12 protein-coding genes are annotated in these 16,028 nt (G+C 40.0%); 10 read left to right on the top strand and 2 right to left on the bottom strand.

Annotated elements, in window-relative coordinates; all coding sequences use genetic code 11:
- Positions 1-109: 109 nt before the first annotated feature.
- The 10 genes from GGR21_RS01475 to GGR21_RS01520 all read left to right on the top strand — a co-directional run bounded on the left by GGR21_RS01475 (position 110) and on the right by GGR21_RS01520 (position 13,561).
- Complete coding sequence (locus GGR21_RS01475; protein ID WP_183305361.1) at positions 110-4,066, top strand: hybrid sensor histidine kinase/response regulator transcription factor; 3,957 nt, start codon at positions 110-112, stop codon at positions 4,064-4,066.
- A 248-nt stretch (positions 4,067-4,314) separates the two neighbouring features.
- Positions 4,315-5,568: a glycoside hydrolase family 88 protein gene (locus GGR21_RS01480; protein WP_183305362.1), complete on the top strand. Its 1,254-nt coding sequence runs from the start codon at positions 4,315-4,317 to the stop codon at positions 5,566-5,568.
- Between the two features lie 135 nt (positions 5,569-5,703).
- A complete protein-coding gene (locus tag GGR21_RS01485) occupies positions 5,704-6,576 on the top strand; it encodes a pyridoxamine kinase (RefSeq protein ID WP_183305477.1) in 873 nt (290 codons plus the stop codon).
- A gap of 357 nt (positions 6,577-6,933) precedes the next feature.
- The gene (locus GGR21_RS01490; RefSeq protein ID WP_183305363.1) at positions 6,934-7,491 is read left to right on the top strand and encodes a 4Fe-4S dicluster domain-containing protein; all 558 of its coding nucleotides are present in this window, start codon (positions 6,934-6,936) and stop codon (positions 7,489-7,491) included.
- A 54-nt stretch (positions 7,492-7,545) separates the two neighbouring features.
- On the top strand, positions 7,546-8,391 hold the full coding sequence (locus tag GGR21_RS01495) for a CoB--CoM heterodisulfide reductase iron-sulfur subunit B family protein (protein WP_183305364.1): 846 nt from the start codon (positions 7,546-7,548) through the stop codon (positions 8,389-8,391).
- A 19-nt stretch (positions 8,392-8,410) separates the two neighbouring features.
- Complete coding sequence (locus GGR21_RS01500) at positions 8,411-10,411, top strand: CoB--CoM heterodisulfide reductase iron-sulfur subunit A family protein (RefSeq protein WP_183305365.1); 2,001 nt, start codon at positions 8,411-8,413, stop codon at positions 10,409-10,411.
- A 13-nt stretch (positions 10,412-10,424) separates the two neighbouring features.
- Positions 10,425-10,904, top strand: coding sequence for a hydrogenase iron-sulfur subunit (locus GGR21_RS01505; RefSeq protein WP_183305366.1), 480 nt, complete (start codon positions 10,425-10,427; stop codon positions 10,902-10,904).
- Positions 10,897-11,682: a 4Fe-4S dicluster domain-containing protein gene (locus tag GGR21_RS01510; RefSeq protein ID WP_183305367.1), complete on the top strand. Its 786-nt coding sequence runs from the start codon at positions 10,897-10,899 to the stop codon at positions 11,680-11,682. Before GGR21_RS01505 ends, GGR21_RS01510 begins: the two co-directional genes overlap by 8 nt.
- Positions 11,683-11,685: 3 nt before the next feature.
- Positions 11,686-12,708, top strand: coding sequence for a 4Fe-4S dicluster domain-containing protein (locus tag GGR21_RS01515; RefSeq protein ID WP_183305368.1), 1,023 nt, complete (start codon positions 11,686-11,688; stop codon positions 12,706-12,708).
- A 13-nt stretch (positions 12,709-12,721) separates the two neighbouring features.
- Complete coding sequence (locus GGR21_RS01520; protein ID WP_183305369.1) at positions 12,722-13,561, top strand: FAD/NAD(P)-binding protein; 840 nt, start codon at positions 12,722-12,724, stop codon at positions 13,559-13,561.
- Positions 13,562-13,676: 115 nt separating this feature from the next.
- Here GGR21_RS01520 and GGR21_RS01525 read toward each other — a convergent pair whose 3' ends face one another.
- Positions 13,677-15,680: a glycoside hydrolase family 97 protein gene (locus GGR21_RS01525; RefSeq protein ID WP_183305370.1), complete on the bottom strand. Its 2,004-nt coding sequence runs from the start codon at positions 15,678-15,680 to the stop codon at positions 13,677-13,679.
- A gap of 129 nt (positions 15,681-15,809) precedes the next feature.
- Positions 15,810-16,025 (bottom strand): hypothetical protein, encoded by a 216-nt coding sequence (locus GGR21_RS01530; RefSeq protein WP_183305371.1) that lies wholly within the window; start codon positions 16,023-16,025, stop codon positions 15,810-15,812.
- Positions 16,026-16,028 lie beyond the last annotated feature (3 nt).

Here is a 16,028-nt window from a genome sequence, read left to right on the forward strand (position 1 = left end):
TAAAACAAAGTTGTTTAATATTGTCTAATTTTTTTTTGTTTTCGTCTATAAAAACAATATTAGACATCTTTTTAAACAGAATATTGCTTATTTAACTTTATGACTGGTTATGCTACATTATATCTTGAGATTGATTCTTTCCTTCATTATATTCATTACCTTACTCTCCGCTGAAGCGAGTGCATCGGATTATTTTTTTAAACGTATATCCATTGAGCAAGGTTTGTCACAGCCGGGTGTAAACAGTATTTTACGCGATCGCAGTGGAATTTTATGGATTGGGACGCGTCAGGGGCTTAACAGGGTAGACAGGAATGACCTGAACATATATTTTCATGATAGTGGTGACTCAAATTCGCTACCCGGTAATTATATCTATAACCTGAATGAAGATGAACAAGGCAACCTGTGGGTTGTCTCGGACGGTGGATTATCCTTATACAACAGGGAAGAGGATAATTTCATAACCAAAATCACCAATCGTATCCAGTCCGTGGTAAATACGAAGGAAGGTGTGTTGTTTGGCGGATATACTGCTATCTATTTCTATAGTTATCAGACAAAGGAAACAGAACGATTGCCTCTGATAAATAAAGACCCGGGAAAAGATATTTCCGATAAAGATTATTTCATAGCGCATCTTACGCCTATCAACGATTCAATTGTACTTGCTGGAACGGAAGGAGATGGTATCTTCCTGTACAATCTGAAGTCACACGATTTCACACCACTCATTACGAAGAATATACTTCCTCTGCAGGCCATGTTATTCGATCCTGCTACAGATGAAATCTGGGTTTCTGTTTTCCAGAACGGTTTGTACCGTTACAACCTGAAAGGAGAAATGAAAGAGCATTATACAGTAAGTAACTCAGGTTTATCCAATAACATCATTCTCGATGTTGAGAAACATAATGACAAGATATGGCTGGCCACCGATGGCAGTGGGGTAGATATCCTGGATATCAGAACAGGGCAATTTGATAATATCCAACATATTCCGGGCGATATAAATTCATTACCGGTCAATTCGATTACGATTCTGTATAATGACAGTAACAACAATCTGTGGGCGGGAAGCGTGCGAGATGGTGTTTTCCTCTTTAAAGAAACATATATCCGCACGTACAAAGATATAACCCTCGGCAGCAATAAAGGTTTGAGTGAAAGAGTCGTGATCAGTCTCTTCGAAGACAAAAAGGGAAACCTGTGGATCGGAACCGACGGTGGTGGAATAAATATGTTTAACCCTGATACGGAAACATTCACACACCACCTGAAAACATACGGGGATAAGGTTGTTTCTATTACCGATTTGTCTGACACTGATTTATTGGTATCCTTATACGGAAAAGGTGTCTTTACATATAACACAAAAACACAGACTTATAAGCCTTTTATAATAATTGATAAGGAGAAGAATGAAGAAGAGTGTTTTAGCGGATTCGTACCTTTTTGCTACAGGATAACTCCTGACAGGATACTGATACTATCAAAAAATGCTTATATATATAATGTCAGTTCCGGCCGGTTCGATACCCTTCATTACGATAAAGGTTTGGGCAATATACATTCATTACAGCTTGTGTATAGTGACAGCGACAGGTCTTTTATGACAAAGGGAAACACAATATACGTGCTTGAAAATAAAGATAACCTTATCAAAAAACTATTGGTGCTGGAGGATAATGAATATGTAAACTCTACGAGCTATGATAAAAGTAAGAACCGATTATGGATAGCTTCTACCGCGGGGTTGAAGTATTATGATATAAACTCGGGAAAATTGGAAAAGATCGGAACAAACATGTTTCATCGTATCTCATATATGTATCATGATGCAGAAAACCGCTTATGGATCAATGCTTCCAATATGTTGTTCTCTTACGATGTAAAGGATGAAAAATTTATGATATGGGACGATTCGGATGGCTTTTTATCTAATGACATATTAACGTTATATGTAAAATCTTCCCAATCGCGCTATATTTATATGGGTGGATCGAATGGCTTGGTACGGATCGATAAAATGATCAGTTATGACGATGACGAGCCTGTTACATTCAGCCTGCAGGATATAGACATGGACGGGAAAATATATCTTGGAAATACCCTGTCAAGTTCACGGAAATTCAGCGTGCCTCAAAATTATAGTTCGCTGAAAATCCGGATCGATCTGAATGAGAAAGATTTATTCCGGCGCATTCTTTTCAGATACCGGATAAGTAATCCGAACAATAATTCGGTTGTGGAATCTTATAGCAACATTCTCGATCTGGCTTCTCTGGCTCCGGGGAAATACGATATATACGTTTCGTGCATGACTAAAAGCGGGAGCTGGACAGATGAAACGAATCTTGTTACTCTTGAGGTGGTTCCACCCTGGTACAACCGCACATGGTTTATAATCTCCGTAATATGCGTTATTGCAGCACTGGTTGTGTTATCAGTGCGTTCCTTACTTAAAAGGAATAAACGGAAAATGGAATGGGAAATGGCTATTCATCAGCAGGAGCTAAATGAAGAAAAGATACAGTTCCTGACTAATGTCAGTCACGAATTGCGTACCCCTCTTACCCTTATATATGCTCCGTTGAAGCGTATGCTGGACAGTAAAGGGGAAAGTATGGAAAACGAAGAGCATAAAAAACAGATCGAAAGTATTTACCGTCAGGCAAATCACATGAAGGGAATCATTAACTGGATACTGGATTATGATCGCAATACAAGCCTTTCAAACGATTTGAACCTGGCATTTGTAGATATAAACGAATTGATACGGAAAGCGGCCGGTGACTTTACACAGGAGTTTGAGGAAAAGCAGATCGGCATAGAATTTAGGCTGGATGATACATTAAAGCCTGTTGAAATAGATGCGACCAAGATTAGGGTTGTTATTTCCAATATAGTGATGAATGCCCTTAAATTCAGTGAACCTGAAACAAATATTACAGTGGGGAGTTGTATAAGAGGAGAATATATACATATCTGGGTCGAGGATAAAGGTATCGGTTTGAATAACGTGGATACTAACAAGTTGTTTACCCGGTTTTATCAGGGGAACCATGATTTTAAAGGAAGTGGGATAGGTCTTTCATATTGCAAAGAACTGGTGGAGAAACATCAGGGAAGAATCGGTGCGGTTGATAACGAAGGAGCCGGGGCTACTATATATTTTGAACTGCCTTATAGGATAACATCAGACAATATGATACTCGGCCGGTTCGACGACTCTGAAATGTATAATAGTCTTATCGAACAGGAAAATGTTTCGGAAACACTTGACACATCAAAATACTCCATATTAATAGTAGATGACAACAAGGAATTCTTGCAATATCTGGAAAGTGAGTTAAAACCTCTGTTCAGGAAAGTTTTTAAAGCAAATAACGGTGCTGAAGCAACAGACGCATTAACTAAATATCAGCCTGATATATTGATAAGTGATGTGATGATGCCTGTAATGAATGGTTACCAGCTATGCAGATATGTGAAGGAAAAAATTGAAATCAGCCATATTCCTGTAATATTACTTACAGCAAAGGGTGATGGCGATAGCCAGAAAATGGGATACAAATTGGGTGCGGATTTTTATCTGGCAAAACCCTTCGATATAGAGCTACTGCTATCCGTAGTCCGCAATCAGCTAAAAAATAAGGAGATTATCAAACAGAAATATCAGACAGAAATATTGACTATAACTCCCGAACAGGCAACAATAAGCAATGCTGACGAACAATTCATGGCCAAACTGAATCAACTGATAAAAGAAAATTACAGCGATGCCACGTTTGATGTTTCTGCTATAATTGATAGCCTGGCTATGAGCAGGGCATCTCTATACAACAAGATGAAAAATATTACAGGAATAGGAATTAGTGACTATATAAACAAATACCGCATATCAGTGGCCTGTTCTTTACTAACCGATACGGATAAAAGTATTGCCGATATAGCTTTTGAAACCGGATTTACATCCCAGCAGTATTTCAGTACGGTATTTAAGCAAGCAATGGATAAAACACCGTCAGTTTATCGCAATGAAATGAGAGCTGATCTTTCATAATATTGAGAATAACACACTTTTATATCAATCAGGCCGGAAATCAATTTTACAAATTCTTCTTGGTTTTAAATATAAGGTGAAAACACTTATAGATTTTTCTTACCTTTACATCCTATTCTTAGGAATACTAAATGTCTGATTAAAAGGAGTATTTGCTATTTTGAAATATAATATTGATATGAATTTTTAAAATAATGAATAGCTATATTTCTCATATTTGTGATGTAAAATAACGAAAACCTAAATCAATGAGCAAACTATTTATCCTGATTACTTCCTTCATCATTATCCTGGTATCATGTAAAAGTAAAAAAACAGAGAAAACAGATATCGTTCAATCTGATTTCAATTTTGCATCTGCGCAACTTAGCTATGCAATGGTCGAAGTAGATAAGGGCATTACAGAAGAGCCTGAAGAAAGTAAAGAAAAACGGGAAAAGAGAGGGCATAGCCCTTTAGTCTCTCCAAGGTCCATAGATGAAAACGGTAAACTTATACTCGTGCCCTCGCGCGACTGGACCAGTGGCTTTTTCCCGGGCGAATTGTGGTACATATACGAATATACCAAAGATCCGAAATGGGAAGAAGCCGCACGTAAGTATACTGCCCCAGTCGAAAGGGAAAAAACAAACGGCGGAACTCATGATATGGGCTTTAAGGTATATTGTAGTTTTGGAAATGGATATCGTCTGACCAACGATGAAAGTTACAAAAAAATTCTCCTAGAATCGGCATACACACTGATAACACGCTACAGACCCGGTGCTAAAATCATTCGCTCATGGGATCACAGCAAGGATAAATGGGAAACTCCCGTTATTATCGATAATATGATGAATCTGGAATTATTATTCTGGGCATTTAAGGAAAGTAACGATTCCACATTCTACAATATAGCTGTAAATCATGCTACAACCACAATGAAAAACCATTTCAGGGAAGATTACAGCTCGTACCATGTTATTGATTATGATACCATAACAGGTAATGTGTTGAAGAAAAATACGCATCAGGGCTATTCGCACGAATCGGCATGGTCGCGCGGACAGGCATGGGCAGTTTATGGTTATACCATGTGTTACAGGGAAACGAAGAAAACTGAGTATCTTGAACAAGCTAAACATGTAGCAAATTATATCTTTACTCATCCTAATTTACCAAAAGATCTGATCCCGTACTGGGATTTCGATGCCCCGGAAATACCAAATGAGCCGAGAGATGTTTCTGCGGCTACAGTTACCGCATCCGCACTCTATGAACTGAGCCTTTACGATGCAGACAATGCTGCAAAATATAAAGAATGGGCTGATACAATACTTGAAAATCTATCCAATAACTATCTGGCTAAGGCAGGTGAAGATTTCGGATTTTTATTACTTCACAGTACAGGCTCCAAGCCCGGAAAACTCGAAGTGGATGTTCCCCTTTCATATGCTGACTATTATTTTCTGGAAGCCTTGTTAAGAAAGAAAAAACTGGAAGAAACTGGGAAACTATTTTAAATATTATAAGACAAAAATCTGAAGTCAAGATGATTTCTATAATAAACATATTTTTTTCAAAATAGATATACTATGTTTAGGATATATTAATACAGTCGACTACATTTGCTTACTACTAAGCAAGATAATAAGATGATGAGACCATATAAGACAAAGAAGATAGTAGCTATACACGACTTATCAGGAGTAGGAAGGGTTTCTCTGAATGTCGTAATCCCCGTATTAACCTCAATGGGATTTCAGGTAGTGCCATTGCCAACGGCTATTCTTTCTAATCACACCCAATATCCTCATTTCACCTTTTTAGATTTAACAGGAGAAATGAAAAAGATCATTGCTGAATGGGAAAAACTGGGTATAAATTTCGATACATTCTATTCCGGTTATCTGGGTTCCCCCGAACAGATTGAAGTCGTTGATGATTTTATTAAAAAATTCAAAAAAGAAGAAGACCTGGTTATTATAGATCCTGTATTGGGTGATAATGGGAAACTCTATACAGGTTTTGATAATAGAATGGTTGAAAAAATGCGTTATCTGATTAGCTCAGCCGATGTTATTACTCCAAATCTGACGGAACTTTCCCTTTTGTTGGACATTCCGTATGAAGAGACAAATACGGACGAACAATTAAAAAACCATCTTCTGAAACTATCGGAGAAAGGCCCTGAAATAGTTATTATAACAAACGTGCCTGTCATAGACGAGCCTCATAAAACATCTGTTTATGCATACAATCGCAATGGTAACCGTTTCTGGAAAGTGAAATGCCCTTATCTTCCTGCTCATTATCCGGGTGTGGGAGATACATTTACCAGTGTACTTACCGGAGCTTTTATGCAGGGAGACAGCCTGCCTATAGCTCTGGAGCGTGCCACTCAATTCTGTTATCAGGGCATAACTGCAACATTCGGATACGACTACGATTCACGCGAAGGTATCATGCTCGAGAAAGTGTTACACAATCTTAATATCCCTATCCAAATAAGCAGTTATGAGATAATTTAACACTGATCTTTCTTTATTCTTGTCTTTTTTTAGTATATTTAGAAACCTTATTTCTAAATAGTTATTGTTTCGCCCATTTATATGGGCCTTAATTTTTTACTATAATTAACCTATATACAACCGGCAAAAGAGTCTGGAAAACTATTTAGGCACTTATTTATATAAATTGAAAAATTGTGTTTTATAACATAAAATAAATAGCATTTATAAGCAATAGAATAAATATATTTGCATCAAATTGCAAACTCGACTTAGCAAAATCAACTAAAAATACACTAAAATACCGAAGATCAGATAATTTTCTTCGATTTATATGAGACCATGATAAACGACATCTGAAAACTAAAAAGCTATTATATGTCAATAGAAAAAGAAGGCTACATATCAGAAATCAAATCACATACAGGAGTGAACGTTAACCGTTGCTACCAGTGTGGAAAATGCTCGGCAGGATGTGCAGTCAACGAAGAAATGGACTATCCGCCAAGCATGGTTATGCGTATGCTGCAAACAGGTGAAGAGGAATGTTACAATACAGTTCTTCATTCGCAGTCTATCTGGCTATGTGTAACGTGTCAGAATTGCCTTACCCGTTGCCCGATGGAAATCGATATCCCCAAGTTGATGGACTATATGCGCGAAAAGTCTTTGGCAAAAGGTACTGCAAGCAAAAAAGCTAAAAATATCATTTCCTTTCATAAATCATTTCTCGATTCTGTAAAATATACAGGACGTCTGTATGAAATAGGGTTGGTAGGCGGTTACAAAATGCGCTCATTCAAACTATTGCAAGACCTGAATGTAGCACCCGGAATGTTTGTTCGGGGAAAATTACCTCTGTTGCCTGAAATGGTGAAGGATAAAAAGCAAATCAAAGAAATTTTCTCTAAGACCAAGAACAAGCAGGGGGAATAATAATATAAAAGATCAACTAATACTGTCACATTTGGCAGATAAGATATACTAACCATGGAAATAGGATTCTATCCGGGCTGTTCACTCAAAGGTACGTCTTCAGAGTATGCCCAATCGACTTTGGCTTTAGCAAAAGCATTTGGCATCAATCTGGTCGAAATAACTGACTGGAATTGCTGCGGTGCAACTGCTGCCCATAATATGAATCACGACTTAGCTGTTGCCCTGCCTGCGCGGGTGTTAGCTCTTGCCGAGAAAGACGGCATGAAAGAGATCGTCGTTCCCTGTGCGGCTTGCTATAATAGATTGTCGGTTACTCAGCATGACCTCAACAAGGATAAAGAACTGAAAAAGCGTGTTGAGGAAATTCTGCAAATGCCGCTATCAGGTAATCTGGAAATACTGAATGTTATGCAGTTTATCGACAAATATATTGCTGACAAAATAGAAGAGAAAGTAGCCAAACCATTCGATCATAAAGTAGTATGCTATTACGGCTGTCTGCTGGTACGTCCGCAGGAGGTGCTGAAATTCGACAGGCTCGAAGATCCTCAGTCTATGGATATACTGATGGCTAAAATAGGAGCGACCAGCCTTGAATGGGGATATAAAACCGAATGTTGCGGAGCGGGATTTTCTGTTTCCCGTACCGATATTGTAGGCAAATTATCCGGAAAAATAGTTAAAGATGCTATTGACAGAGGTGCTGAAGCTATTATTGTTGCCTGTCCTATGTGTCAATCCAATTTGGATATGCGCCGTCCGCATATCGACAGTTACCTGAAAATGAAAACAAATATACCTGCCATGTTCATTACGCAGGCTATCGGGCTTGCCGTAGGTGTTAGCAGGGAAGATTTGGGACTGAAAAAACTATTCGTAGCACCTGCATTCGTTTAAAAAGAAAGGAGAACATTATATGTCAAAAATAGGAGTATTTGTTTGTCATTGTGGAGAAAATATCGGGGCTACGGTCGACTGTGCAAAAGTAGCCGAAGAAGCTTCGAAAATCACGGGTGTTGATGTTAGTGTCGACTATAAATATATGTGTTCCGATCCCGGGCAAACGATCATCAAAGACGCTATTCGGGAAAAAGGGCTGACAGGAGTTGTCGTTGCTGCTTGTTCGCCACGCATGCATGAGCCTACATTTCGTAAAGCTTGTGCCGAAGCAGGCCTTAACCCTTTTATGTGCGAAATGACCAATCTGCGTGAGCATTGCTCATGGGTACACGAAAAGAATGAACAGACCACAGAAAAGGCAATTGACCTAGTCCGCATGTTAGTTGAAAAAACGAAGCTGAACAAGCCGCTAACCCCGATCAAAGTACCGATCTCAAAAAAAGCATTGGTTATTGGTGGAGGTATAGCAGGCATACAAGCTGCACTCGATATTGCCAATGCAGGACATAAGGTAATTATGGTAGAGAAAGAACCATCGATCGGCGGACACATGTCACAACTATCGGAGACTTTCCCTACCCTCGACTGCTCACAATGTATTCTTACTCCGCGGATGGTGGATGTGGCACAGAATCCGAATATTACATTATATACTTATGCTGAATTGGAAAAGCTGGAAGGATTTATAGGAAACTTTAAGGCTACAATCCGGCTGAAAGCAAAGAGCGTAGATCCGAAAACTTGTACAGGCTGCGGCGAATGTATGACCAAATGTCCTAGTAAAAAGATACCAAGTGAATTTAATGAAGGGTTGGGAAACCGTACAGCAATTTATACACCATTTCCACAAGCTGTACCGAATAAGCCAGTTATCGACAGGATAAATTGCCGCTACTATCAGACAGGCAAATGTAAAGTCTGTCAGAAAATATGTCCTACGGGAGCGATCGAATTTGATAAGGAAGATGAATTCATCACCGAAGATATCGGAGCTATTGTTACCGCAACGGGCTTTAATGTACTGAAACCCGATTTCTTCCCTGAATACGGCTATGGTAAATATAAGGACGTGATAACCGGATTGCAGTTCGAACGCCTCGCATCTGCATCAGGTCCGACTCTAGGTGCAATACGTCGTCCATCGGATGGAACGGAACCGAAGAAGATAGTATTTATTGCCTGTGCGGGTTCACGCGATCCGGCTAAAGGCAAGCCATACTGTTCCAAAATATGCTGTATGTACACTGCCAAGCATGCCATGCTATACCAGCACAAAGTGCATGATGGCGAGTCGTATGTATTCTATATGGATATACGTGCCGGGGGTAAAAACTATGAAGAATTTACACGCCGTGCTATCGAAGAGGATGGAGCAAAATATATACGTGGGCGTGTAGCACGTGTCTATGAGAAGAATGGAAAGCTAATCGTTTGCGGAGTAGATACCTTACTCGGTAGTCGTCCTGTGGAGATAGAAGCCGATATGGTTGTATTGGCCAGTGCAGGGATTGCCAATGAAGGCTCGGAAGAACTGGCACAAAAAATGCATATTTCTTACGACCCATATAAATTCTTTGCAGAAGCGCATCCGAAACTAAAACCGGTGGAAACCAATACAGCAGGGATTTATCTCTGTGGAGCTTGTCAGGCACCAAAAGATATACCCGAAACTGTAGGCATGGCATCGGGAGCTGCAGCAAAAGTAATCGGGTTGTTTTCGAACGATGAACTGACCCGCGAACCTGTTGTAGCCGTGGTTAATCGTATCGCTTCACATGATGTATCAACATGTGTAGGCTGTTTCCTTTGTGAAACCGCTTGTCCTTATCAGGCTATAGAACATGAAGAAATAAAGAACCGCGCGGGCGAAGTGGTTAAAACAGTTGCACGTGTCAATCCGGGGCTTTGTCAGGGATGTGGAACATGCGTATCGTTCTGCCGCTCGAAGTCGATAGATATACAGGGCTTTTCTAACGAACAGATGTATGCCGAAGTAATGGCCGTATTAGAAGAATAAAACAATACATTATATGACTAAAGAATTCGAACCAAAAATATTAGCCTTTGTCTGCAACTGGTGTACATATGCCGGAGCCGACCTGACAGGCACAAGCCGTATAAAATACGCATCGAACGTAAAGATCGTACGCTTCCCATGTACGGGGCGCATCGACTTTATGTTGTTGCTGAAAGCTTTTGCAAACGGTTCCGATGGCGTAATTGTATCGGGCTGTCACCCTAATGACTGCCACTATACATCTGGTAATTTTCATGCGCGTCGTCGTTGGATATTGTTCCGTAGCTTGCTTGATTTTATGGGAATAGATATCCGTAGAATCCAGTTTTCCTGGGTGTCGGCTGCCGAAGGTGCAAAATGGGCAGATATTGTAAATCAGACTGTTGCTAATATTCGTGAACTCGGTCCGTATATGGAATATCAGCGTGCAGCTGAATTTCTTGCAGGGAATGAAGACGAACTGGCTAAAGAAATGGAGGTGAACAATGGATAATCTGATCAGTAAAGCAAAAGAATTACTGGCAAATGGAGACATTGACCTTTTTATCGGTTATGAAAAAGGTACCCGTTTGCCTCGCCCTGTTTTTATCTCATCCCTAGAAGATACCGGCAAGCTTATCTTTGATGATCGATGTACAGGAAATCTGTCCGTTTACCTTACCAGAAAAGATTTGGTTGGAGGTAAGAGAGTTGGAATTACTGCTTCTTATTATGCGTTGAAAAGTATAAGCCAATTATATGATGAAAATCAGATAAAAGAGGATTCTTTAAAAGTATTCGGATTGATTGATAATTCTCTCAAACAATTCGGAAATATTGAGGAAATAAAGGAATATCTGAAAACAGCCACTCCTCCGGCAAAACAAACAGACGACGAACTTGTAAGCCAGATAGACGCCATGACGATGCAAGAGCGTTGGGAGTTCTGGACAAACGAACTTTCGAAATGCTTTAAATGCTATGCCTGCCGCGCTGCCTGTCCGATGTGTTATTGTACTAAATGTATTGTGGAAGTAAACCGTCCGCAATGGGTGCAGCCTTGGGCTGCTACAGCAAGCAATATGGAATGGCAGATCAACAGGGTGATGCATATGGCCGGGCGTTGTTCCGATTGCGGATCTTGTGGAGCAGCTTGTCCGTTAGGCTTACCTGTCCATATACTAACACATAAGATGGCTGCACTGGTAAAAGAACACTTCGGAGAACAGGATGGAAAGGGCAATGTACTTTCCACATTTAAACCCGAAGATAAAGAAACCTTTATTTTGTAAGTTATGGAAAAACGATATATAACCGAGAGTTCGCTAAAGAACTGGCTGTTGAAGATCAAAGACGATGGCTCGCATATATATGCACCTGTACCGAAAGGAGATAAGACAGATTTCAAACGGATAAAATCCATCGACGAAATATCTATGGAGCATATCCAGACTACCCAGTCGGCCAAAGCTATTGCTTTTCCACGTACGGAAAAGTTGTTTTCCTTTACAAGGCAAAAAGGTGATATTTCCTTGCAGGATTACGATACATCAGCCATCCCTGAAACAGTGGTATTTGGCATGCATCCATGTGATGCGACAGGATTTAAACCGTTGTCTTCTATTTTCAATTGGGGTACGCCGGATCTGCCTTTTAATGAAAGGATGAAACGTACGACTTTGATCAGCGTTAGTTGTTCAACGTGTGATGAATACTGTTTCTGTACCTCTGTAAACGGTAGTCCGGGTAATACGGAAGGCAGCGATATATTACTTACCAGGATAAACGATGGTTACCTTGTTGAAGTGATTACAGATAAAGGAAAAGCACTTGTCGAAAAATACAACGATCTATTTGGAGATGCACCTGAAGTAAATAAGGAAGACTATCTGGCAAAAATTCCTGTACGATTCAGTCTGGATGAATTACAAGGCAAAATCTCGGGTATGTTTGAAAGCGAAGTATGGAAAAAACAATCGGAACGATGCCTCGGTTGCGGGGCTTGTGCTTTTGTCTGTCCTACCTGTGCCTGCTTCGATATACAGGAAGATTCGAAAGGCAATACAGGAAACCGCCTGCGCTGTTGGGATGCCTGCGGATTCTCTTTGTTTACCGTTCATACATCGGGACATAATCCTCGTGAAGTGCAAAGCCAGCGATGGAGGCAACGCCTGCTACATAAATTCTCTTATATGCCCGAACGGCTTTCGGTGACAGGCTGTACAGGCTGTGGCCGTTGTTCACGGGCTTGTCCGGTAGATATGAATATATGTGAACATTTGGAATCGATCAGCGAACTAGAAAAAGAGACAATCTGAAAATTAGATAATTATGGATAAACCAAATATATATCTTCCCTATTTAGTTACAATAGAAAAAATAATAGACGAAGCACCGGGGGTAAAAACCTTCCGCCTGAAATTTAAGGATGAAGAAGTAGCACAGAACTTCCAGTTCAAAGCCGGACAATTTGGTGAATACTCTGCATTTGGCGAGGGAGAGAGTACCTTCTGTATTGCATCTTCTCCTACCCGCAAAGGATATATTGAGTGCACATTCCGTGAGGCCGGAAAAGTAACTTCTGCATTGGCGAAGTTAGAAGAAGGACAGACAATGGGATTCCGCGGGCCATTTGGTAATACATTTCCGATAGATGAATGGAAAGGGAAAAACCTGTTGTTCATTGCCGGAGGTATAGCATTGCCCCCTATGCGCTGTGTAATCTGGAATACACTGGATACACGCGAGAATTTTAAAGATATAAGTATCCTTTACGGAGCTAAATCTGTTGCCGACCTGGTATATAAACATGAGCTGAAAGAATGGGATGAGATGTCCGATGTACGGCTCGTTACTACAGTCGATCCGGGAGGAGAAACTCCTGACTGGAAAGGCGAAGTGGGCTTTGTTCCATCGGTATTGGAGAAAATGAATCCGTCGCCGGAAAATACAATAGCTATCGTTTGCGGGCCTCCGGTAATGATCAAGTTCACATTTCCGGTATTGGAGAAACTGGGCTTTGCTCCGGAGAATATATATACAACACTTGAAAACCGTATGAAATGTGGCGTAGGTAAGTGCGGGCGCTGCAATGTCGGTAGCCAGTATGTGTGTAAAGACGGGCCTGTATTCTCAAGGGTACAACTCGAAGCCTTACCAGCCGAGTATTAACAAAACGAGATCATACAATTAATTAATATATAGAACTCATTAAAGTTTTTACAACAGAAAACCTCTGATCCGTGATGGAACAGAGGTTTTCGCCTTTATGTAATAATATCGTGTTTTACTTCTTTGTTATCTTAATTACATATCCACCTCCCGGAGCCATTGATATCGGAAGCTTTTTGTTAGCCGGAATATCAATGATTTCTTTCTTATAGTCGCGGGCTGCTCTGTCGGCATTCACTCCGTCTTTAAAGACTTCTCCCTTGAAACTACCTTCCCCAAGGAAAGACAGATCCAGTTCAAGATTACGTGCATCCCAGTTAGTCATAGAGCCTACATACCATGTGTCTCCTTTCTGGCGGGCTATAGAAACATATTTACCAATTTCTCCGTTCAGAGATACTGTATTATCCCATATAGTTGGAACCGCAGCAATAAATTTAGTGCATTCTTCTTCCCGTTCATAATTGGAAGGGCTGTCGCAAAGCATGTTTATCGGAGATTCGAAGATGACATACTCAGCTAGTTGGCGGCAGCGTGTGCCCTGACTCATGGCTTCACTGTTCACACTCTTAATATTATTTTTTGAAGCATTACGCATAGCGCCTTGTGTATAATCCATAGGGCCTGCTACCTGACGGATAAATGGAATTATTACATCGTAAGTAACCTGATCCAGTTTTTCTGCACCCCATTTCATTTGCTCCAATCCGTTTACACCCTCAAAATTGATAACGTTTGGATATGTCCGTTGTAAGCCTGTAGGTTTGTATGTCCCATGATAATCTACCAGCATTTTATATTTAGCAGCCATCTGGGCACCACGGTGATGAAAGTTGACCATGATCTGGTCGTCCCTGTCCATAAAGTCTACTTTAAAGCCCTTGATACCCATTTCACTGTAATGTTTGCAGACACGTTCCATATCCCTGTCGAAAGCCCAGTAGCCTGCCCAAAGAATAAGGTCTACATTTTTCTTTTTACCGTATTCAATTAATTCTTTCAGATCGATTTCAGGTACTACCTGAAACAGATCGGCTTGTTTGTTTACAGCCCATCCTTCATCCAGGATAACATATTCGATACCATATCTGGATGCGAAATCAATGTAATATTTATATGTATCGTTATTGACTCCTGTTTTAAAGTCAACGCCATACAGGTTCCAGGCATTCCACCAGTCCCACGCAACCTTTCCGGGTTTCACCCACGAATAATCGCCTTGGGCTGGAGTAGCTAGTTTGTAAACCATATCGTTGTCGGCCAGTTCCGAATCCATTGCTGATATAACAACGGCACGCCATGGGAAATCTGTCGCACCATCGAATTTAGCAATGTAGCTTTCTCTCGATTTCACAAGCATTTGTAGCATATTGTGTCCGCCTTGTTCCACATCTTTAGGATATGGTGCAAATATACCTTTTAGTGATCCTTGTTTTTCATTCGGATAAAGGAACATACCCGGATAGTTCATCAGGTCGGCTTCTACGATACAAACTTTTTTACCGTTTACACCCTCAACCACAAGCGGCGAAATACCAAGACGTTTCTTATTCCATTCTGATAGCAGGATATGATGGTAAGGCTGCTCGAAAGAGTTCATATACTGGCTCTCGAATGTTCCTTCCGGCTTATTGGCATAATTGACAAATGCTTTGGCATCGGAAGGGAAATTAAATTCAACCTGTTCGTTTTCTACCACAAAAGGTTTTTTTGTTGTGGATACAAAGCGATAGGCAACCCCGTCATTATAAGCTCTGAAAACAATGTTGTAATCTCCTTTGAAACGAAGAGTCAGCTCATTATAGTTGTCAGTTATTTTGTTTCTCTTGTATATAGTTGCATCTATTGTCTGATTAATGGAACTTGTAGATGATTTTGTCAACTTTGGATCAACCCCGAATGTACTGCCATCTGCTAATTGCATGGATATGGCCGATTTGTCGAGCATGAGATCCCCTTCATGAGAAACTGAATATTCAATAATTTTACCTACTGAAATCTGCGCTCCTATCTTTCCATCAGGAGACTTTAATGTGAATTGTTTCTGGGCTGAAACTACTGTTGAAAAGCATAAAAATATGCTTAGGAAAGTTGTGATCAGCCGTACATTTTTCTTCATATTGCTTACTGTATTTAGGTTAATTCTTTTCAAAGATAATTAACAATTAATGCGAACCATTAGCCGGGGTTGTTAAAAGTTGACAAAGTTGACACATATTTACAGTTATCAGTCAACAGTTACCAGTTATCAATTAACAAAAAAGTTACAAAAGTTACACTTTTGCAACTTTTTCAAAAAACCTGACACAATTTTCAGTTTATTAGCTTGTAGGGGAGAACCTATGTGTTCGCCCACTATATTATTTATATTATCTGGGTAGGCACATAGGTCTACCCCTACTAAACCTGAAGCTTTATAAATATTATTTTTCTTTTTCATTGGCATATAATCATATTTGCTCATTGT

It is taken from the genome of Dysgonomonas hofstadii (assembly GCF_014196915.1).
GTDB classification, from domain to species: domain Bacteria; phylum Bacteroidota; class Bacteroidia; order Bacteroidales; family Dysgonomonadaceae; genus Dysgonomonas; species Dysgonomonas hofstadii.

Coding starts and splice junctions, on each gene's coding strand:
- GGR21_RS01475 (WP_183305361.1), top strand. CDS start 110: ATGCTACATTATATCTTGAGATTGATTCTTTCCTTCATTATATTCATT.
- GGR21_RS01480 (WP_183305362.1), top strand. CDS start 4,315: ATGAGCAAACTATTTATCCTGATTACTTCCTTCATCATTATCCTGGTA.
- GGR21_RS01485 (WP_183305477.1), top strand. CDS start 5,704: ATGAGACCATATAAGACAAAGAAGATAGTAGCTATACACGACTTATCA.
- GGR21_RS01490 (WP_183305363.1), top strand. CDS start 6,934: ATGTCAATAGAAAAAGAAGGCTACATATCAGAAATCAAATCACATACA.
- GGR21_RS01495 (WP_183305364.1), top strand. CDS start 7,546: ATGGAAATAGGATTCTATCCGGGCTGTTCACTCAAAGGTACGTCTTCA.
- GGR21_RS01500 (WP_183305365.1), top strand. CDS start 8,411: ATGTCAAAAATAGGAGTATTTGTTTGTCATTGTGGAGAAAATATCGGG.
- GGR21_RS01505 (WP_183305366.1), top strand. CDS start 10,425: ATGACTAAAGAATTCGAACCAAAAATATTAGCCTTTGTCTGCAACTGG.
- GGR21_RS01510 (WP_183305367.1), top strand. CDS start 10,897: ATGGATAATCTGATCAGTAAAGCAAAAGAATTACTGGCAAATGGAGAC.
- GGR21_RS01515 (WP_183305368.1), top strand. CDS start 11,686: ATGGAAAAACGATATATAACCGAGAGTTCGCTAAAGAACTGGCTGTTG.
- GGR21_RS01520 (WP_183305369.1), top strand. CDS start 12,722: ATGGATAAACCAAATATATATCTTCCCTATTTAGTTACAATAGAAAAA.
- GGR21_RS01525 (WP_183305370.1), bottom strand. CDS start 15,680: ATGAAGAAAAATGTACGGCTGATCACAACTTTCCTAAGCATATTTTTA.
- GGR21_RS01530 (WP_183305371.1), bottom strand. CDS start 16,025: ATGAGCAAATATGATTATATGCCAATGAAAAAGAAAAATAATATTTAT.